General features: G+C 60.0%; 14 protein-coding genes and 2 pseudogenes. 5 read left to right on the top strand and 11 right to left on the bottom strand.

All coding sequences use genetic code 11. The annotated features are described in order from the left end of the window. Positions 1 to 6 precede the first annotated feature (6 nt). From ACZ89R_RS20480 to ACZ89R_RS20490, 3 genes are read right to left on the bottom strand one after another with little or no spacing between them, the layout of a single operon-like run. Positions 7 to 267, bottom strand: coding sequence for a phosphopantetheine-binding protein (locus tag ACZ89R_RS20480; protein WP_123721556.1), 261 nt, complete (start codon positions 265 to 267; stop codon positions 7 to 9). After that, entirely contained in the window at positions 248 to 1,057 is an 810-nt protein-coding gene (locus ACZ89R_RS20485; RefSeq protein ID WP_063341795.1) for a lysophospholipid acyltransferase family protein, read from the bottom strand. Before ACZ89R_RS20485 ends, ACZ89R_RS20480 begins: the two co-directional genes overlap by 20 nt. Beyond that, positions 1,033 to 1,758: a beta-ketoacyl synthase chain length factor gene (locus ACZ89R_RS20490; protein WP_218397082.1), complete on the bottom strand. Its 726-nt coding sequence runs from the start codon at positions 1,756 to 1,758 to the stop codon at positions 1,033 to 1,035. The genes ACZ89R_RS20485 and ACZ89R_RS20490 overlap by 25 nt, the downstream gene beginning before the upstream one ends. A gap of 357 nt (positions 1,759 to 2,115) precedes the next feature. On the opposite strand from ACZ89R_RS20490, the gene ACZ89R_RS20495 reads away from it, so the two are divergent. Then, positions 2,116 to 2,886, top strand: a complete 771-nt coding sequence (locus ACZ89R_RS20495; RefSeq protein WP_429544763.1) for a ParA family protein — start codon at positions 2,116 to 2,118, stop codon at positions 2,884 to 2,886. A 100-nt stretch (positions 2,887 to 2,986) separates the two neighbouring features. Here ACZ89R_RS20495 and trxC read toward each other — a convergent pair whose 3' ends face one another. The 6 genes and pseudogenes from trxC to ACZ89R_RS20525 all read right to left on the bottom strand — a co-directional run. Next, a complete protein-coding gene (gene trxC, locus ACZ89R_RS20500) occupies positions 2,987 to 3,421 on the bottom strand; it encodes a thioredoxin TrxC (RefSeq protein WP_218397084.1) in 435 nt (144 codons plus the stop codon). Positions 3,422 to 3,537: 116 nt separating this feature from the next. Continuing rightward, a complete protein-coding gene (gene selO, locus ACZ89R_RS20505; protein WP_429544762.1) occupies positions 3,538 to 5,001 on the bottom strand; it encodes a protein adenylyltransferase SelO in 1,464 nt (487 codons plus the stop codon). 48 nt (positions 5,002 to 5,049) lie between these two features. Beyond that, positions 5,050 to 8,400: a mechanosensitive channel MscK gene (gene mscK / locus ACZ89R_RS20510; protein WP_429544761.1), complete on the bottom strand. Its 3,351-nt coding sequence runs from the start codon at positions 8,398 to 8,400 to the stop codon at positions 5,050 to 5,052. Positions 8,401 to 8,434: 34 nt separating this feature from the next. Further along, the gene (locus ACZ89R_RS20515) at positions 8,435 to 10,177 is read right to left on the bottom strand and encodes a potassium/proton antiporter (RefSeq protein WP_007903190.1); all 1,743 of its coding nucleotides are present in this window, start codon (positions 10,175 to 10,177) and stop codon (positions 8,435 to 8,437) included. Positions 10,178 to 10,399: 222 nt separating this feature from the next. After that, on the bottom strand, positions 10,400 to 11,272 hold the full coding sequence (locus ACZ89R_RS20520; RefSeq protein ID WP_371317140.1) for a methyl-accepting chemotaxis protein: 873 nt from the start codon (positions 11,270 to 11,272) through the stop codon (positions 10,400 to 10,402). Continuing rightward, a pseudogene (locus ACZ89R_RS20525) lies at positions 11,255 to 12,091 on the bottom strand (MCP four helix bundle domain-containing protein); the annotation flags it as partial. The pseudogene ACZ89R_RS20525 and the gene ACZ89R_RS20520, both read right to left, overlap by 18 nt. 209 nt (positions 12,092 to 12,300) lie before the next feature. Between ACZ89R_RS20525 and ACZ89R_RS20530 the strand changes: the two are divergent. The 4 genes and pseudogenes from ACZ89R_RS20530 (at position 12,301) to ACZ89R_RS20545 (ending at position 14,880) form a co-directional block, all read left to right on the top strand. Further along, positions 12,301 to 12,531: a hypothetical protein gene (locus ACZ89R_RS20530; protein ID WP_007903194.1), complete on the top strand. Its 231-nt coding sequence runs from the start codon at positions 12,301 to 12,303 to the stop codon at positions 12,529 to 12,531. Then, a complete protein-coding gene (locus ACZ89R_RS20535) occupies positions 12,528 to 12,830 on the top strand; it encodes a cell division protein ZapA (protein WP_007903196.1) in 303 nt (100 codons plus the stop codon). The genes ACZ89R_RS20530 and ACZ89R_RS20535 overlap by 4 nt, the downstream gene beginning before the upstream one ends. A gap of 145 nt (positions 12,831 to 12,975) precedes the next feature. Next, a pseudogene (locus ACZ89R_RS20540) lies at positions 12,976 to 14,013 on the top strand (HAMP domain-containing protein); the annotation flags it as partial. A gap of 135 nt (positions 14,014 to 14,148) precedes the next feature. Next, complete coding sequence (locus tag ACZ89R_RS20545) at positions 14,149 to 14,880, top strand: methyl-accepting chemotaxis protein (RefSeq protein ID WP_476241497.1); 732 nt, start codon at positions 14,149 to 14,151, stop codon at positions 14,878 to 14,880. Positions 14,881 to 14,994: 114 nt separating this feature from the next. Here the strand turns inward: ACZ89R_RS20545 and ACZ89R_RS20550 are convergent, their stop codons facing one another. Continuing rightward, entirely contained in the window at positions 14,995 to 16,797 is a 1,803-nt protein-coding gene (locus ACZ89R_RS20550) for an acyl-CoA dehydrogenase (RefSeq protein WP_429544760.1), read from the bottom strand. Between the two features lie 218 nt (positions 16,798 to 17,015). After that, positions 17,016 to 20,969: a trifunctional transcriptional regulator/proline dehydrogenase/L-glutamate gamma-semialdehyde dehydrogenase gene (gene putA, locus ACZ89R_RS20555; protein ID WP_429544759.1), complete on the bottom strand. Its 3,954-nt coding sequence runs from the start codon at positions 20,967 to 20,969 to the stop codon at positions 17,016 to 17,018. Between the last annotated feature and the right edge of the window lie 44 nt (positions 20,970 to 21,013).

Here is a 21,013-nt window from a genome sequence, read left to right on the forward strand (position 1 = left end):
CCGGTCTCAAGCTGCCTGTTTTGCAGTGACGAACGCCGCAAGGCTCGCCACGTTGGTGAAGTGATTACGGGTGTCCTTGGCGTCGGCATCGATTTTGATGCCGTACTTTTTCTGGATGGCCAAGCCGAGTTCCAGGGCGTCTACCGAGTCCAGGCCCAAGCCTTCGCCGAACAGGGTCTGGTCATCGCCAATGTCGTCGACGCTGATGTCTTCGAGGCCCAGGGCATCGATGATCAGTTCTTTTATCTCACGGTGCAGATCGCTCATCTTCGGCGAGCTCCTTAATAAAGTAATGGTGCAAATAGTCATTGAGCTTGCGCGAGGCCTGAGGCGCAGGCCCTTGCGTAGCGAAGGCCTGTGGGTCTATATCGGCCCCGACGCGAAAACTGAAGTGCACGCGGCGTTTGGGAATCCGATACCAGGGTTCGGCCTTGGTCAATGTGGTCGGGCTGACCTTGATGATCACCGGGGTGAGGATTCTCGCACCGCGCAGGGCGATTGCCGCGCCCCCCCGATGAAAGGCCGGCGGTTTACCGGGTTGGGTGCGGGTGCCCTCTGGAAAGATGATCAGGGTCTGACCGCTTTTCAGCGCGTCGGCAGCGGCGTCGAGCATGTCCATGCTGCCATCGTTGCTGATGTAATCGGTGCGGCGTAGCGGGGCGCGGGTGAACGGGTTTTCCCAGAGGCTTTTCTTGACCACACAGTTGGAGTGGCCCACCAGGCCGATCAAAAACACCACATCGATCAACGAGGGGTGATTGGCAACGATCATTTGCCCTGGCCGTCCGAGTTTTTCCGCGCCCTGGATGTCATAAGTCAGCACGCCAGTACGAGCCATGAACCGAATGAAAAACCAGAAACAGCGGCTCACTGTCTGTCGGGCACGCTGACGATGGGCCTGAGCGTCTCCCGGCAGGCAGCTCAGCAGCGGGAATACCACCAATCGCAGGCATAGCCCGCCCAACCCGAACAGGGTGAAGCTTGCGGCAGTGGCCAGCAGGCGCCAGTAATAGGCGTCGCGGTTTTTATCGGTCACAGGTTGCGTTGCCAGGTCCATACACGATTTTTCCAGGCATGTTGGCAGGTCGTTTGCTGGCCGAGCAGGGTACGCAACAGATTCAGGGCATGGGGCCAGTGGGTTTTGGACAACGCTTGCGAGGTGCTGTTCAGCGACAGCTGCCACTCATTGCCAGGCGTAATCAACAGGCCCACCGCGTAGGGGAATGGCACATCGTCGATCCAGGCCGAGTAGGCTGCGGGCGGTTGCTCTTCTGTCACCACCAGCAGTACCGCGGGCGCGCCTTCCTCAAGCAGCGCCGCCGCCTCTAGCATGCCGTGTTCAAGGCCATCGCCAGCCGCGGCGAGGGCGGTCATTTCGCTGGTTTCGCCACGCATGATCGACCACAGGCCGATCACCGCGTTGTGCACCGACAAGCTGAACTGAGTGGGCGACAACGGTTGATCAGTCGCCAGATCGCTGAGAATGTCGAAGGTGCGCGGGGTTTCGCCATGGCGGGAAATAAAGACCAACGGTAGGTCCTGGCGACCATCGGCCAAAGGCCAGCCGACGCTGAACGCCATCCGCGCCAGACGGCTGAGTCGCCGACGCTGCATGGCCGGCAGAAACGACACATCGGGGGCGGCATCGCTGCGCTCGAGCACGATCGGTTGCCGGCTCCAGGCCTGCCAGTCATCCACGCTTTCAAGCCCGGGGGCCCACGCGCGCCATTGGGCGATGTTGAAGTTGATCACAGACATTCATCCCGCCCCTGCGGGCTTCCTTTTGACGCGGTGAGTCGCAAAAATCGCGGCAGACCTTACGTGGCGCTTAACGCCGAGTGGCGCGCATTATCCCGGTGCGGCGGGCGTGTAGCAAATGCTGGTTACATTTTGTGCAACGAAATGTACCGTCTGGTTCGCCAGAAAGCTGTCGTTTGGCCATTATCCACGTTGCGCCGGACATGTCTGTCAGCTCTATCGGCTGTCGATGGGCGAGTTGGCGGCTTTTTCCGATGGAAATTACCAATGACTGTGTAGTCCCGATGCCAGCGAGGTAGCTAAGCAGCGCCGTGGACTACTACACTCGGTCATTCTTTGATACACGGAGGTTTTGACATGCGGCGCGTGGTGTTCAATCAGAAAGGTGGCGTGGGCAAGTCAAGTATTGCCTGCAATCTGGCGGCGGTCAGTGCCAGCGAAGGCTATCGCACGCTGTTGGTGGATCTCGATGCCCAGGCCAACTCCACTCAATACCTGACGGGACTCACCGGTGATGATATCCCGATGGGGATCGCTGACTTCTTCAAGCAGACGCTGTCCTCCGGGCCGTTCTCGAAGAAAAACCAGGTCGATATTTACGAAACTCCATTCGACAACCTTCACGTCGTTACCGCCACCGCCGAGCTGGCTGACTTGCAGCCCAAGCTTGAGGCCAAGCACAAGATCAACAAACTGCGAAAATTGCTCGAGGAACTGGACGGCGATTACGACCGAATCTACCTCGATACACCGACAGCGCTGAATTTCTATGCTGTGTCGGCGTTGATCGCCGCTGATCGTGTGCTGATTCCCTTCGATTGCGACAGTTTCTCGCGTCAGGCGCTATATGGCCTGCTGGCGGAAATCGAAGAATTGAAGGAGGACCACAACGAAGGGCTGGAGGTTGAAGGCATTGTCGTCAACCAGTTCCAGGCCCGCGCCAGTTTGCCTCAACAGATCCTCGACGAACTGATCGCCGAAGGGCTACCGGTGTTGCCGGTGTACCTGGCCAGTTCGGTGCGGATGCGCGAATCCCATCAGGCCAACACGCCGCTGATCCATCTCGACCCACGGCACAAACTGACTCTGCAATTTGTCGATCTGCACAACCTTCTGGAAAACACCTGAAAAGCAAAAGATCGCAGCCTTCGGCAGCTCCTACAGGATTGGTTAAACGCCGATTTCCATGTAGGAGTTGCCGAAGGCTGCGATCTTTTTCAGGTTGCTATCAGATCCCCTGACTACGCAACCAGCTCATCAATTGCGGTAACGGGAAGGCCCCGCTCTGGCGAGCCACTTCCCGGCCGTTCTTGAACAGAATAAGGCTCGGGATCGAGCGAATCCCCAACTGCGCCGACAACTGCTGATTCGCCTCGCTGTCCAGCTTGGCCAACCGACACTTGCCCGCCAACTGCCCCGCCGCCTGCGCAAACACCGGCGCAAACGACTTGCATGGCCCGCACCAGTCTGCCCACACATCCACCAGCAATGGCAGGTCGCCCTTGATCTGACTGGCATAATCGCCTTGTTTCAATTCGAACGGTTTGTTCAGCAAGACCTCGGCCTTGCAGCGACCGCATTTTGGATGGTCGTTGAGGCGCTCGGCGGGGATGCGGTTCAGACCGTTGCAGTGGGGGCAGGGGATGAGGAGTGGGTCGGTCATGATTGGCTCTCAGTTGGGCAGTCTATGGAACTGATCTGGAGTTGAAGGTGGTCTTTATCAAGGAGATAGGTTTTAGACCACTCTCTTATTCGGTTGCGAAAAGGGCCTATCTGCACTCACGACGAACAACTGATCTCCAGATGCTTGCCCCACTCCGGCGGCCGCTCGGCGTAGCGCTCCATTCCAGGCTGCTCCTCGAACGGATTGCTCAGCACCGCGTGCAAGCGGCGAACTTCCGAGTAGTCGCCACTCTCTGCAGCATCGATGGCGTTTTGCGCCAGATAGTTACGCAGGATGTACAGCGGATTGACCGCATGCATGCGCGTGCGGCGCTGTTCCTGGTCAACCACACCTTCACGAGCAACCCGGGCGATGTAAAGCTCGCCCCACGCATCGAAACCCTTGAGGTCGACGAAGTCATCGCGTAAACGGGCGAGGGCCAGTTCCGGTGACTCATCGCCGAGGCGGCGGAAGAACAGGCTGTAGTCGACGCCGCTGTTCTGCATCAGTTGCAGCAGGTGTTCCAGCAGTTTCTGGTCGTCGTCTTCGGCAGTGGTTAGACCGAGACGGCGGCGCATCAGGTCCAGGTAGTGGGCCTGGAACAGTGGCAGGTACAGGCCGAGGGTTTCGCGCAGAGCTTCGACGCTGATGAACGGCGTCAAGGCCTGGGCGAGGGCGCTGAGGTTCCACTGGCCGATCGGCACCTGGTTGCTGAAGGAGTAGCGGCCTTGGTCATCGGAGTGGTTGCAGATGAAGTGGGCGTCGAAGTCGTCGAGGAAGGCGAATGGGCCGAAGTCGAAGGTGATGCCCAGGATCGACATGTTGTCAGTGTTCATCACGCCGTGGCAGAACCCATAGGCCTGCCATTTGGCGATCAGCTCGGCGTTGCGCTCGACGATTTCGCGGAACATCGCCAGGTACGGTTCCGGCTGTTCCAGGCAGTGCGGGAAATGCATGGCCAGCACGTGCTCGCCGAGTTCTTTCTGTTGCTCGGGGCGCTTGGTGTAGTAGAAAAATTCGAAATGCCCGAAGCGCACATGGCTGGGTGCCAAACGCAGGACCATGGCCGCGCGTTCCTGTTTCTCGCGCCAGACCGGCGTGTCGGAGCCGATCACGCACAGCGCGCGAGTAGTAGGAATGTTCAGGGCATGCAGGGCTTCGGAGGCGAGAAATTCGCGGATCGACGAACGCAACACCGCCCGTCCATCGCCCATGCGTGAATAAGGCGTCTGACCGGCGCCCTTGAGGTGCAGGTCCCAATGCTCGCCGGCGTCGTTATAGACCTCGCCCAGTAACAGGCCGCGACCGTCGCCCAACTGCGGGTTGTAGGAGCCGAACTGATGCCCGGAATAGACCATTGCCCGCGGCTCGGCCTCGGCCCAGAGCTTGTGGCCGCCGAAGAGTTCGGCGAACACCGGCGTCTCGGCCACGGCCGGGTCCAGGTCCAGCAACGCCATGGCGGCGGAGCTGGCGACCACCAGTCGCGGAGCGGCGATGGGCTCGGGCAGCACATGGGTTGAGAACGCATCGCCCAGGCGGGCGAAGCGATTGTCGAAGGTCAGTTCGTCGAGGGCTTTCAACGGCCATCTCCAGCAGAATGTCCGAGCATTCTGCTAGGGATAGCGCGGTTAGTCGAGTTCGACAGGTGGCGGTTCGCGCCGCGGTTTGCTGTCGACCACCGGCACGATGGTTTTGGCTTCCGGCTCGATCGGCACCATCTTGTATTCCTGGCCGTGAAGGTTCTTGAGGTAGACCTCCATCTGCCGGAACGAGATGTTGATGTGCTGCTTCTTGAACTCGCGATTGATGAAGCGGTTGACCTCATCGAGCACCGGGTTGCGGTCGCCGAGGTCGCGCACATGCATACGCAACTCGTGATCGAGGGTGCTTTCGCCGAAGTTCAGGAAGTACACGTGGGGTTCCGGATCCTTCAGCACGCGCGGGTTATCCCGGGCAGCCTTGAGCAGCAGCTCTTTCACCAGGTCCAGGTCCGAGCCGTAGTCGACACCGAGCTTGAGGGTGACCCGGGTGATGGTGTCGGTCAGGGACCAGTTGATCAGTTGCCCGGTGATGAACGTCTTGTTGGGGACGATGATGTCCTTGCGGTCGAAGTCGGTGATGGTCGTGGCGCGGATGCGGATCTTGCTCACCGTGCCCGACAGGTTGCCGATGGTGATGGTGTCGCCGATCCGCACCGGGCGTTCGAACAGGATCATGATGCCGGAGATGAAGTTGGCGAAGATCTCCTGCATCCCGAAACCGAGGCCGACCGACAGTGCGGCCACCAGCCATTGCAACTTGTCCCAGCTCACGCCGAGCGTGGACAGGGTCGAGACGAAACCGACGCCGGCAATCACATAGGACAGCAGCGTGGTCGTGGCGTAGGAACTGCCTTGGGCCAGGTTCAGCTTCGACAGCACAAACACTTCCAGCAAGCCCGGCAGGTTGCGCGCCAGCGCAAAGGTGATGCCGATGATGATCAACGCGCCAAGCATGTCGCCGATGCTGATCGGCACCATGCTCATGTTGGCGCCGGTGCCGCTGGTGTATTCGTAGAGGGTGATGTTGTCCAGGTACGAGAACACCGAGATCAGGTCCGACCAGACCCAATACAGCGCCGCGATGAAACCGCCGAGCAGGGCCAGGCGGATCAGGCGCAGGGACTGCTCGTTGACCTTCTCGATGTCCAGAGTCGGCTCTTCGATCACCGCTTCGCCGTCGCCAGCCTCTTTCGCAGCCTGACGTTTGGCCAGTGCGCGTTGATAGGCCAGGCGCCGTGCGGCAACGCTGAGACCACGGACGAAGGTGGCTTCGATCACCAGCCAGAACATCAGCAAGTACAGCGTGTTGATCAACCGGTCGCTGAGTTTCAGCGCGGTGTAGTAGTAGCCAAAGCACACGGCGACGAACAACGCGATTGGCAGGGCTGTGAACAGAACACCCACGGCCTTGCGGAACAGTGAAGCATTCTGGTGAGTCGGGCTGCTGACCAGCAGGCGGCTGAGTAGCCAGGCCATCAAGGCGTAGCAAGTCAGCACCACCGGCATGCCGAGCACGTCATCGGCCAGTATCGCCGGTTGCAACTCGGCGACCGCCACCACCGCCACCAGGGCCATCACTACCAGGCCGAGTCGGCGTATCCAGCCTTGAAGGAATTCGACTTGCGGTTTTTCCCAGCGGAAATGCAATTCGGCGACGCCGCCCGGCGCGAGGATGCGGTAGGCGGTGTAGAACACCAGCCAGGCCTGGGCCATTTGCAGCAGCGCCGCGCCCATATTGGCGTTCTGCCCGCGGGCGTCGATCTGCAGCGCCAGGCCGCACAAGGCCAAACCCAGGGATACCGGCATCGCCAGCAGGATGTTGATCAGAATCGCTTGCGGTGTGTGCCACTGGCTGTCGCGCTTGAAATGGCCGATGTCCAGGTGAACTTTGTTCAGGCGGGCATACAGATTTTTTCGGCGCCACAGCAGCGCCCCGATCAGAAAGGCCAGCGGCAGGAACAGCAGCGGCCGCTGGGTCAGGCCATCGGTCAGCTCACTCAGGCTCGAGGCCCACGGCAGGGTAGTGACCTGACGTTCCAGGCGTTCCGGCACGGCGTGTATCCACTCAAGATCCAGCGGCTTGTTGCTGGGAATCCAGAACATTTGTTCATCCAGCGTCGCCCTTAGACTTTGCGCGGTGCTGAGCAGTTGTTTCTGATTGAGTTGCAACGTGATGGATTCGTTGAGCACCGCGCTCAATTCGCGATTCAAACGCTCCAGCAGGTCCGCACGGGTGGTGGCCAGTTCCAGCAGGCTCTTGCGCAGTTGCGGGGTGACTTGCTCGGGCGGTTGAGTCGCCAGTAGGTTGTCGACATAGGTTGTCGGGTTGCTGAGCAGTTCCCGCTGCTGGCTGACCTCAAACTGGTACAGGCGAATGTCGGCAATCTGATCCGCCAGATCGCGGTCGAGCTTGAGACGCGGCAGGGCCTGTTTCTGTTTGTACAGAATCTTGGAGAGCAGCAGGCTGCCCTTGAGCACGTTGATCTGTTCGTCCAGCGCCGAGTCGCTCTGGGTCACGCTGTCCAGTTGCTGCTTGGTCTGCAGGTTCTGTTGGGTGACTTCATTGAGGCGGTCGGTGCTTTTGAGCAGGTAGTCGGAGAGCTTCAGGTTGGCCGCGCTTTCGGTGGCCAGCAGGCTGCTGCCGCCGGCCTTCTGCGCTTCGATGGACTGCTGAGTGACGGTCTCTTGAGACTGGGCCAGGCGCTTCTGGTTGATCAGGGTTTGCAGCTCCTGGATCTCCTGGTCCAGGCGATTGGATTTTTCCGTGAGCAGGTCATGCTGGCTGTTGCCCAAATCCTGCAACAGGCTGTTGCCGGCCAGTTCCTGGCGACGCAGCGGGATCAAGGCGTTCAGCGCCGCGAGTTCGGCGTTGAGCTGATCGCGTTGCTCGGCGGTCAAGGTCTTGCCGCTGTCCTTGCCGAGTTTGAGGATGTTGTTGATTTGCTGAATGCGTGTCTGGCTGGCAGATATTTCGGCCTGGGCGCGCTCGGGGCGAGTCTGGGCGGTGATGATCAGGCTGTTCGCTTCGGCCAGGGCTTTCTGCAGATCGCTTTGCTGGGTGGAGCGCTCGGTCAGCAATTGCTCAAGCTGCTGAATGGTCTCTTTGGTATAGCGTTGCGCCACCGGCACCACTTTGGTGGCCTTGAGGCGGGTCAGTTCGCGCTGGTTCTCGATGTTCTGCTTTGGCGCATTGGTCAGCTGCTGCTTGAGATCAATCAGCTTCTGATCGTAATCGCGCTGGTTGTTGAGTTGGGTGAGCGTGCTCTGCAAGACCGCTTGCAGGGCCTTTTGATCGGCTTCCGGCAGTTTGCGGTCGGCGATCTTGTTCAGGCTCGCCTGCACGGCTTCGCTGGACGGCGGTTCGGCGGCTTGCAGCGTGCTGATGGAAAGACTCAAGCCCAGCAGGGCCATGATGAAAACAGTGCGCAGGGTTGACATAGAGACCGATCGAAAACGAGACGAAGAATGGAGTTTAGAGGAAGAGTCCCGGTCCGGGGCGACTTCCTTCGGGGAATCTGACGCCTACCTTACCAATCTTGTTCCCTTCCATGACAGCGACGGTCCAGAGGGTGTTGTTCCATTCCACCTGGTCACCGACTACCGGCGCACCGCCTACTTTCTGGGCAATGAAGTGGCCCAGGGACATGTTCGGATCGATGCCTTCGACTTTCAACCCGTACAAGGCAGCAACCGCGCCCAGCTGGGCGTCTCCTTCGAGTACGAAGTCGCCGAAGAAGCGCAAATCCAGACCCCGTTGCGGAGCCTGACTGAAGAGTTTTCCGAGGGCCGGAAGGTTGTGTTCATGGCCGATGACGCAGAGCAAATCATCGACTTCGAGCACCGTACTACCCGACGGATGGAGCAGTTGTTGGCCACGAAACAGGGCCGCGATACGGGTACCTTCGGGCATTTTCAGCTCGCGAAGAGGGGATCCAATGCACCATTTCTCGGCACCGAGGCGATACACGAACAGCTCCCACTCGCTGGTGACATGCACTTCCAGCGCCGATCGGGAGATCGGCAAAGGTTCTGGCGGGACGGTCACTTTCAAAAGCTTGGCAACCCAAGGCAGGCTTGTGCCTTGCACCAGCAGCGACACCAAGACGATAAAGAACGCCAGATTGAAGTAGAGCTGAGCATTGGGTAGCCCCGCCATCAGCGGGAACACCGCCAGAATGATCGGTACGGCACCGCGCAGGCCAACCCAGGAAATGAATGCCTTCTCGCGGCCATGGAATGCCTTGAAGGGCAACAGGCCGACCAGTACTGACAGCGGGCGGGCAAACAGAATCATCCACAGCGCCAGGCCCAGTGCAGGCAAGGCAATCGGCAGCAGGTCATGGGGCGTAACCAACAGCCCCAGCACCAGGAACATGCCGATCTGCGCCAGCCAGGCCATGCCGTCGAGCATGTGCAAAATGCCGTGGCGACTGCGCACCGGGCGGTTGCCGATCACCAGGCCACACAGGTACACCGCCAAAAAGCCGCTGCCGTGCAGGGCGTTGGTCAGGGCAAACACCACCAGACCGCCAGCAATCACCAGAATCGGATAAAGGCCGGTGGCCAGATTGATACGGTTGACCAGTTGCAGCATGAGCCAACCACCGCCGAGGCCGATCACACCGCCGATGCCGAACTCACGCACCAAGTGCCCCAGCAGACTCCAGTGCAGGCCGGTCTCGCCGCTGGCGAGCATGTCGATCAGGGTCACGGTGAGGAACACCGCCATCGGATCGTTGCTGCCGGATTCGATTTCCAGGCTCGCGCTCACCCGTTCGTTCAGGCCCTTGCCGCCCAGCAGGGAGAACACGGCCGCGGCGTCGGTGGAGCCGACGATGGCGCCGATCAGCAGGCCCTGAATCATATTGAGGTCGAACAACCACGCCGCCGCCATTCCGGTCAGTCCGGTGGTAATCAACACCCCGACCGTGGCCAGCGACAGCGCCGGCCATAACGCCACGCGAAAACTCGCCACCCGGGTGCGCAAGCCGCCGTCGAGCAGGATCACTGCCAGGGCGAGGTTGCCGACCAGATAAGCCGTTGGATAGTTATCGAAAATAATGCCGGCACCGTCGACACCGGCCGACATGCCCACCGCGAGGATGATCACCAGAATCGGGATACCGAGGCGCGATGAAAGTGAGCTCACCAGAATGCTCGCACCTACCAGCAACGCGCCGATCAAGAACAGGCTGTTGATGGTCGTCGCATTCAAAGGCAATACTCCAGAAAGCTAAAGGCGGGCGCAAACTGACCATGCAGTCTGCGTGCCAGCGATTCTAACCTGTTGAAATGTGATGCTGTCAAAAAGCTTTTGCAGATCAAAAGCTCGCAGCCTCGTTTCACTCGACAGCTCCTACAAAGGATCTGCGTGAACCTGTAGGAGCTGTCGAGTGAAACGAGGCTGCGAGCTTTTCGGCAGTGATGCGATCTTTGTTTAGAGGCTAAACCGCCCAACCATGTTGTTCAGGTCCAGCGCCAGGCGCGACAGCTCGTTGCTGGCCGCGCTCGTCTGGTTGGCGCCCGTGGCCGATTGCACCGACAGGTCACGAATGTTCACCAGATTGCGGTCCACTTCACGGGCCACCTGTGCCTGCTCTTCGGCCGCGCTGGCGATCACCAGGTTGCGTTCGTTGATTTCGACGATGGCGCTATTAATAGTGTCCAGCGACATGCCTGCACCACGGGCAATATTCAAGGTCGACTCGGCGCGTTCGGTGCTGTTGCGCATCGAATCCACGGCGTGTTCGGTGCCGCTCTGGATGCTGCCGATCATGCGTTCGATTTCGCTGGTCGACTGCTGGGTGCGATGGGCCAGGGCACGCACTTCGTCGGCAACGACTGCGAAACCACGACCGGCTTCACCGGCACGGGCTGCTTCGATGGCTGCGTTCAATGCCAGCAGGTTGGTCTGGTCGGCCAAGCCGCGAATCACGTCCAGCACTTTGCCGATGTCTCGCGACTCATTGGCCAGATCACCGATCAGGGTGGCGGTGCTCTGTACGTCGGCGCTCATGCGCTCGATGGCACTCACGGTTTCCTGCACCAGGTCACGACCGTCACCCGCCGACGTGGTGGCGTTTTTCGAGGCTTCGGAGGTGCTCACGGCGTTGCGGGCGACTTCTTCCACGGCGCTGGTCATTTCATTGACGGCGGTGGCGGCCTGTTCAATTTCGTTGTTCTGCTGGGTCAGGCCACGGGCGCTTTCATCGGTGACGCTGTTGAGCTCTTCCGCGGCGGACGCCAGTTGCGTGGCCGAACCGGAAATCCGTTGCAGAGTGTCGCGCAGTTTTTCCTGCATCTTCGCCATGGCGGCCAGCAGGCGACCGGCTTCGTCTTCACCGTCGACCGTGATCGGGCGCGTCAGGTTGCCTTCGGCGATTGCTTCGGCGGCGCTCAGGGCGTTGGCGATTGGCTTGGTGATGCTGTTGGTCAGCAGCCAAGCGAATAGCAGAGTCAGGCCGGTGGCGATGACCAGCAGGGTCACCGTCAGGTTGAAGGCCGAGGAGTATTGGTCGACGGCTTGCTGATTGGTGTCGAGGGTCTGCTGAGTGTTGATCTCCAGCAAACGGTTGAGCACGGAGTTGACGGCTTCAGAATTCGTCAGCAAATCGGTATTGAGCAGCGTACGCAGTTCGTCGATCTGATTGTTGCGCGACAGGCTCTTCATCCGGTCTTCGATCTGGCGATACTGCCCCAGCAACTGCACATACTGATCATAGGCCGCACGTTCCTGCGGGCTGGCGATCAGTTTTTCGTAGATGGCTTGAGCGGCTCGAATCTGTTGGTTACGGGTTTCCAGCAGGTCCATGGTTTTCTGCTGGACGTCCGGCTCACGATTGACCAACAGGCGGTAAGACAGCACGCGCAGGCGCAGGGTCAGCTGAGTGAACTCGTCGAGGCTTTTGATGCTCGGTACGCTGTTCGAGGTGATTTCCTCGGCGGCGCCGCGAATCTTGCTCATCTGGTTCAGCGCGAACACTCCCAGAACCAGCATCAAGCTGCCAATCAAGGCAAAACCGAGGAACGCCCGCGGTGCGATATTCATATTTCGTAAAGACATGGTGTTCACCGAAAAAAGCGCATCCGTGCGGGGCTGAGACTGCTGTATGCATGGCTTATCGGTCATACGACTAAAGTCTTGAGACGCTGCGCGCTTTTGTTGCAGAAGGACCGCGGCGACGAAGTGCAGGAACCAGAGCCGCCAAACACAGTCTTTAAGACTCGCGAGGACGGTCGCCCGCCAGCAAAATCAAGGCCTTGCGCCCGAATAACCCTGGCGTCAATGGTGACTTTTCTTTATCGTACGCGCCCTTTGAAAATGCCCGGAAAATCAAAATGTTGGAAGCATCCCTAAGCCAATTGGAACAACTGGTCAGCGACCTGGTGCAGCAGAATCAGACTCTGCTCGGCACCAATCAATCCCTGAGCGCGGAACTGGCCCAGGTCAAGGATGAAAACGAAAGCCTGCAACTGAGCCTGATGGAACAGGAAGAGAAGCAAGGCGCCACCGCCGCACGCATTCAGGCCTTGGTTGAGCGCGTCAGCGCCGGCCCTGTCAGCGCATGAGTTACGGCGCCGCAGGGGTAAAAGTCGTCTCGATTCTGGGGGAGGACTATTCGATCAAGGCGCCGGCCGGGGAAGAGCAGACCCTGCTGGACGCCGCATTAATGTTGAAGGCCGCCTTGGCCGAGACCAAAAAGAAATACCCGACGCTGATCGGTGACCGCTTGCTGGTGCTGGCGGCGATGAATCTGTGCTCGCAGCAGATCGAAATGCAAAAGCGTCACCAGCAAGAACTCGACCGTTACCAAGAGCAAGTCAGCGCCACGGTTGAAGTGATCGCCAAGACCATCAATCAGGCCTGATCAGCTTTGCGCACAACCAAAGAATAAATTGTCGTTTGGGTTGTATACAATCGGCATGGCTGTTGCAGTGTTTCAGCCTCTTATTCTTTGGGGGTGCTCCATGCAGTTCTGGCGACGCAGTATTCAATGGCAGTTGATCCTGAGCATGGGCACCGCCCTGCTGGTCAGTATTCTGATCGTGGTTGGCGTTTATACCCTCGTGGTCAACCGCCTCGCCCAGCGCTATCTGGTCGAACAAGCGCTGCCGTCGAGCATCGAAGCGATGCGCAACGACATCGAACGAATCCTCGTTCAACCTCTTACCGCCGCGAAAGACATCGCCAGTAACAGCATGGTGCGCGACTGGTTGGCCGGGGGCGAGAACAGCGCCCAGACCGACACCTTCGTGAACTATCTGGAAGGCATCCGCGCCGAACATAAAGCCTTTACCGCGCTGATTATCGGGGCCGCTTCAAGCCATTACTTCACTGAAAAAGGCCTGGACCGGACGCTCAGCCGTTCCAATCCCAGCGACGCCTGGTTCTATTCGTTCCTCGACAGCAACCAGCCGCGCACCCTCAACATCGACAATGACACCGCCACCGGTGAGTTGGCGCTGTTCATCGACCTCAAGGTCGAGCAGGCCGGCAAAGTCGTGGGCGTCGCCGGGCTGGGCCTGAGCATGAAAGAGCTGTCGGAGCTGATCCAGAATTTCAACTTCGGTGAACGCGGCAAGGTCTATCTCGTGCGCGCCGACGGTTTGATCCAGATTCACCCCGAGACGCAGTTCAGCGGCAAACGCACGCTGGTCGAGCAGATCGGTGCCTCGGCGGCGCAAGCGGTCATGGGGCAGCTCTCTACCTCCACCGCGTTCGCCACCAGCAGTTTTGTCCGCGATGGCGAAGATTTTCTGGCATTGAGCCTGCCGCTGCGTGATCTGGGCTGGACCCTGGTGGCCGAAGTGCCGCAGTCGCAGATCTACGCCGAAGCCCGCCGCGCGATGTGGATGAGCAGCGGCATTGGTTTGGCAGTGGCACTGGTTTGCCTGATGCTGGTGGTGTTGCTGGCCCGTGGATTGGTACGGCCGATTCGTCAGGTAACAGCGGCGCTGGTAGCCATCGGTAGCGGTGGTGGAGATTTGACCCACAGGTTAGATTCCAGCCGCGCCGATGAACTCGGTGACCTCGCTCGCGGCTTCAATCGGTTCCTGGAGAGTCAGCGCGACATGATCGGCGAAGTCCTGGCCACCAGTGAGCGCTTGCGCACGGCGGTCGGCCAAGTGGCGCGGGTGGTGGATAACACGGCCGAACGCTCGGGCCGCCAGCAGGAAATGACCGACATGGTCGCCACCGCCGTCCACGAAATGGGCCTGACCGTGCAGGAAATTGCACAGAACGCTGGCAACGCGGCCGTTGCTTCGCAAACCGCGCGGGATGAAGCACTTCAGGCACGGGTAGTAGTGGGTGGGTCGATTCGGCATATCGAAAGCATGTCCGAGGAGATTGGTATTGCTGCCGGTGCGGTGGGCGAATTGGCCCATCAAGTAGCGTCCATCGATCAGGTGTTGGCGGTGATTCGCGGGATTTCCGAGCAAACCAACCTTTTGGCTTTGAACGCGGCTATCGAAGCGGCGCGGGCCGGGGACATGGGGCGCGGGTTTGCGGTGGTGGCCGATGAAGTGCGGACATTGGCGCGGCGGACTCAGTCGTCCACCGACGAGATTCAGCAGATGATCGGCAGCCTCAAGCAGGGTGCGGAGAATGCGGTGTCTTCCATGCACGCCGGGCAAGCGGCGACCGGCACCGGTGTTGAGTCGAGCCAGCGCACCGGGGCGTCGTTGACGGCGATAACCGGGCAGGTCGAGCGCATCAGCGACATGAACCATCAGGTGGCCACGGCGACGGAAGAGCAGTCGGCGGTGACGGAAGAGATCAACCGGAATGTGCAGGGGATTTCTGATTTGGCGCGGGCTACGGCGGGGGAAGTCAGGGCTTGCCGTGAGGATTGTCAGATGTTGCAGCGGTTGGCGGATGATTTGGCGCGGCAGATGGGTGGGTTCAAGTTGAGCTGATCAAGATCAAAAGATCGCAGCCTTCGGCAGCTCCTACAGGGGAATGGCGTACACCTGTAGGAGCTGCCGAAGGCTGCGATCTTTTTTGTGGCCGTTACGCCAATCTATGCCCGATCAAAACCACTCATCCAGCATCGTCAGGCACACATCATCCCGCGCCTCAAGAATCGCCAGCTCATGGTGACAACCCGGTACTTCCCACGTCAGAAAATACCGCGCCGCCTGCAGCTTGCCTTTATAGAAGCTCTCATCCGCTACATTGCCCTTGGCCAATCCTTCCTGCGCACGAATCGCCTGCTCCAACCAACGCCAGCCAATCACCGTATGCCCAAACACTTTCAGGTACAGCGCCGAGTTCGCCAGGCTGCTGTTGACCTTGCCTTGAGCCAGATCGGTCAACAGGCCGATGGTCACCGTTTGCAGGCGGGCCACCAATTTCTCCAGCGGCTCACGCAGCGCGGTTAACGATTCATACGTTTGAGCGCGCTCGGCGGTATCGGCAATCAGACGGATCAATTGCTTGAGCCCCGCACCACCGTTCTGTGCCAGTTTGCGACCCAGCAAGTCCAGCGACTGAATGCCGTGAGTGCCTTCATGAATCGGGTTCAGACGGTTGTCGCGGTAATACTGCTCCACCGGGTATTCGCGGGTGTAACCGTGGCCGCCGAGAATCTGGATTGCCAGTTCGTTAGCTTTCAGGCAAAACTCCGATGGCCAGGATTTGACGATTGGTGTCAGTAAATCCAGCAATTCATGAGCCTGTTTGCGCTCGGCTTCGCTCTCAAGCGTGGTGGTGTCGTCGAACAGTCGCGCCGCGTACAACCCAAGGTCGAACGCGCCTTCTACATAAGCCTTCTGCGTCAACAGCATGCGTTTGACGTCGGCATGCTGAATGATCGCCACGGGGGCGGTGGTCGGATCTTTACTGTCGGGGACGCGACCTTGTGGACGCTCGCGAGCGTACTCCAGGGAGTACAGATACCCGGCGTAACCCAGCATTACCGCGCCCATACCGACGCCGATCCGCGCCTCATTCATCATCTGGAACATGTAGCTCAAACCGTGGTGCGGCTTGCCCACCAGATAGCCGACACAGTCACCGTTGTCGCCGAAGTTCAGCGCGGTAGACGTGGTGCCGCGCCAGCCCATCTTGTGGAACAACCCGGCCAGCAACACGTCGTTGCGTTTGCCCAGGCTGCCGTCATCGTTGACCAGAAACTTGGGCACGATAAACAGCGAAATACCTTTCACCCCGGCCGGCGCGTCCGGCAGTTTGGCCAGCACCATGTGCACGATGTTTTCCGACAGCGGGTGATCGCCGCCGGAGATGAAGATCTTGTTGCCCTTGAGTCGATAGGTGCCGTCGGACGCAGGCTCGGCGCGGGTACGAATATCCGACAACGATGAGCCGGCATGGGGCTCGGTGAGGGCCATGGTGCCGAAGAAGCGGCCATCGATCATCGGTCGCAGGAAGCGTTGCTTCTGCTCATCGGTGCCGAAGCTTTCAATCAGGTTCGCCGCGCCCATGGTCAGGAACGGGTAGGAGGTCGACGCCGCGTTGGCCGACTGAAAGTGCGCAAAGCACGCTTGCGACAGCAACGTAGGAAGTTGCATGCCGCCGGCGTCGAAACTGCGCGCGGCGTTGAGGAAACCGGCTTCGAGGAAGGCATCCACCGCGGGTTTCACTTCCGGAATCAGAATTGCCTGGCCGTCCTCATAGCGCGGTTCGTTCTCGTCGCCCTTGCGGTTGTGCGGGGCGAAGAACTTCTCGGCGATGCTGCGGGCGGTGCCGATAGCCGCATCGAAGGTCTCGCGGTTGTGCTCGGCGAACCGCTCACGCTGAGTCAGGCCCTCGGCATCAAGGACTTCATACAGCTCGAAAGCCAGATTGCGGGAACTGAGCAACGTCTCGGACATGGCGGCCTACCTTTTCTTGGAATGGACCGAGTCTAGGCGTGGGAAGGGTGGGGTGAACAGGATGATTGATCTTGGTGATGGAGAAGCAAAAGATCGCAGCCTTCGGCAGCTCCTACAGAGAAACACGATCCCCTGTAGGAGCTGCCGAAGGCTGCGATCTTTTGATCTTGCTTCTAAAACACCGGGCACCCATTGCAGATGCCCGGTCTTATTGCGATTTAGCCGATCGTCATCAAACTGGCATTACCACCCGCAGCAGCAGTGTTAACGCTCAACGCCCGCTCGATCACCAGGCGCTCCAGCGCAATGTTGGTCTCACCTTGCGACAAACCATGAACCCCAACAATCGCTCCGGCACGCTTGGCCACTTGCTGGCAGACCGCACGCAACTGGTCGGAATGGCCATGATGCAGAACCGCATCAATCACCACTTCGTCCTTGGTCCAGTCGGCAACCCGTTTGATCCGCGCCTGAATTTCTTTCGGCAGGCGTGCGAACAGGGCCTTGCCCGGTTCAGCGTCCGGCCATACCGCCGAGCCGCCCACGGCCAATACCGCAGCCAATTGGGTCAGCAGATCGCCTTCGACGTCCGCCAGGCACAGCACGTGTTCGCGCGGCAGGATGGCGTAGCTGTTGCGCTCGCCGGTCGGGCCCGCCAGAACACGGGTGATCCCGCTTTGCGATTGCGCCGCGAACTGTACGCACAGGGTGCTCAAGTCAGCGAACTTGTTGCTGTCGGCCCAGGCTTTCAGCGCTGTCAGCGGTTTGCTCATGGCATCACGCAGGCGGACGTCCGGTGCAGCGATAGCATCGCCGCGAGCGAAGGATTGTTCGATCGCATCGGTAGGACGTGTCGACAGCAGGCGGTACAGGTACAACGGACCACCGGCTTTCGGGCCAGTACCCGACAGGCCTTCACCGCCGAACGGCTGCACGCCAACCACAGCACCGACGATGTTGCGGTTCACGTAGACGTTACCGGCGTTGACGTTGTCGATCACCTTGGCGATGGTCTCGTCGATGCGAGTGTGTACGCCCAGGGTCAGGCCGTAGCCGGAAGCGTTGATCTGGCCGATCAGTTGATCGATTTCTTTGCGCTTGTAGCGAACCACGTGCAGCACTGGGCCGAAGATCTCCCGTTGCAGCTCGTCGAAGCTTTCCAGTTCGATCAGGGTCGGCATCACGAAGGTGCCGCGTTTGACTTCTTCGCTGTTGGCGATGGCCACCTGGTACACGTTGCGACCTTTGTCGCGCATGGCCTGGATGTGCTTCTCGATGCCCGCCTTGGCTTCGGCGTCGATCACCGGACCGATGTCCACGGACAGGCGCTCTGGATTACCGAGACGGCATTCAGCCATGGCGCCCTTGAGCATTTCGATGACACGGTCAGCGGAATCTTCCTGCAGGCACAGTACCCGCAGCGCCGAGCAACGCTGGCCGGCGCTGTCGAAGGCCGAGGACACCACGTCGATCACCACCTGTTCGGTCAGCGCCGAGGAGTCGACGATCATCGCGTTCTGGCCACCGGTTTCGGCGATCAGCGGAATCGGACGGCCCTGAGCGTCCAGACGACCGGCGACGTTGCGTTGCAGCAAACGAGCGACTTCGGTGGAACCGGTGAACATCACGCCTTTGACCCGATCGTCGCCGACCAGACGGGCGCCGACGGTTTCGCCACGGCCCGGCAGCAGTTGCAGCACGCCTTCCGGGATACCGGCTTCGATCAGCAAACGCACGGCTTGAGCCGCCACCAGCGGGGTTTGTTCCGCAGGCTTGGCCAGTACCGGGTTACCGGCGGCCAGGGCAGCAGCGACCTGACCACTGAAGATGGCCAATGGGAAGTTCCACGGGCTGATGCAGACCACCGGACCCAATGGGCGGTGGGCGTCGTTGGTGAAATCGTTGCGCGCCTGCACCGCGTAATAACGCAGAAAGTCCACGGCTTCACGCACTTCGGCGATGGCGTTGGCGAAGGTCTTGCCGGCTTCGCGAGCCAACAGGCCCATCAGCGGCTGGATCTCGCCTTCCATCAAATCGGCGGCACGTTCCAGAATCGCGGCGCGTTCGGCCGGCGGGGTGGCCTGCCAGATCGGTGCGGCGTTCAGGGCGCACTGAATTGCGTTGTCGACGTCTTCGACAGTGGCTTCTTGCACGTGACCCACCACGTCACGCAGATCGGACGGGTTCAGGACTGGCGCAGGGGTTTCGCTGCTGGACGCGCAGCCGAGCATCGGCGCCGCTTTCCAGTTGTTATGAGCGGTGGCCAGCAAAGCACACGACAGCGAAGCCAGACGATGTTCGTTGGCCATGTCGATGCCGCTGGAGTTGGCGCGCTCGACACCATAAAGATCACGCGGCAGCGGGATACGCGGGTGCGGCAGGCCGAAGCCGCCTTCCAGCGTAGCCATCTGCTCGATGCTGGCCACTGGATCGGCCACCAGCTCCTGAATCGAAATGGACTGGTCGGCGATGCGGTTGACGAACGAAGTGTTCGCGCCGTTTTCCAGCAGACGACGCACCAGGTACGCCAGCAGTGTTTCGTGAGTGCCAACCGGAGCGTACACGCGGCACGGACGGTTCAGCTTGCCTTCGGAAACTTTGCCTACAACTTGTTCGTACAGCGGTTCACCCATGCCGTGCAGGCATTGGAACTCGTACTGACCGGGGTAATAGTTCTGACCGGCAATGTGGTAAATGGCCGACAGCGTGTGGGCGTTGTGCGTGGCGAATTGCGGGTAGATGACTTCCGGCACCGACAGCAGCTTGCGTGCGCAGGCAATGTAGGAAACGTCGGTGTACACCTTGCGGGTGTAGACCGGATAGCCTTCCAGGCCTTCGACCTGAGCGCGCTTGATTTCGCTGTCCCAGTACGCACCTTTCACCAGGCGAATCATCAGGCGATGACGGCTGCGGCGAGCCAGGTCAATCACGTAGTCGATCACGTACGGGCAACGCTTCTGGTACGCCTGGATCACGAAACCGATGCCGTTCCAGCCAGTCAGTTGCGGCTCGAAACACAGGCGCTCCAGCAGATCCAGCGACAGTTCGAGGCGGTCGGCTTCTTCGGCGTCGATGTTCAGGCCGATGTCGTATTGCTTGGCCAGCAGGGTCAGCGACAGCAAGCGCGGGTACAGCTCTTCCATCACGCGCTCGTACTGGGCGCGGCTGTAACGCGGGTGCAGTGCGGACAGCTTGATCGAAATGCCCGGGCCTTCATAAATCCCACGACCGTGGGAGGCTTTGCCGATCGAGTGAATGGCTTGTTCGTACGAGGCCAGGTATTTCTGGGCGTCATGCTCGGTGAGTGCGGCTTCACCCAGCATGTCGTAGGAATAGCGGAAGCCCTTGGCTTCGAACTTGCTGGCATTGGCCAGGGCTTCGGCGATGGTTTCGCCGGTGACGAACTGCTCGCCCATCAGGCGCATGGCCATGTCGACGCCCTTGCGGATCATCGGCTCACCGCTCTTGCCGATGATGCGGCTCAGGGACGAGGTCAGGCCGGCTTCGTTGTGGGTGGCGACCAGTTTGCCGGTCAGCAGCAAGCCCCAGGTGGCGGCGTTGACGAACAGCGACGGGCTATTACCCAGGTGCGGGTGCCAGTTGCCGGTGCTGATTTTGTCGCGGATCAGCGCGTCACGGGTGCCTTTGTCCGGAATACGCAACAGCGCTTCGGCCAGGCACATCAGCGCTACGCCTTCCTGGGACGACAAGGAAAATTCCTGCAACAGGCCCTGAACAATCCCGGCACGGCCGCCGGCGCTTTTCTGATTGCGCAGTTTCTCGGCAATCGAGGCGGCGAGCTTGTTGGTGGCTTCCGCCATCGCTGCCGGCAGGCGCGCCTGCTCGATCAGCATCGGCACCACTTCAGGTTCCGGGCGACGGTAGGCGGCAGTAATAGAGGCGCGCAGCACTGATTGCGGCAGGATGCTTTCGGCGAATTCCAGGAAGCACTGATGGGCGTGATCAACGTGGATCTCGCCCGCTTCGTCAACTTCCTTGCCGTTCAAACCGTTCAGCTCGGACAGGGTTGCACCACCCTCGAGTTTTTCCAGGTAATTGAAAATTGCCTGCTTGATCAGCCAGTGCGGCGTGCGATCAATCGAGGTCGCGGCGGCCTTGAGGCGTTCGCGGGTCGGGTCGTCAAGTTTGACCCCAAGAGTGGTGGTAGCCATATTTTTATCCTCATGTTTGCCACGACCGCGTGGCATCAGCTGGC

Source organism: Pseudomonas sp. TE3728 (assembly GCF_056279145.1).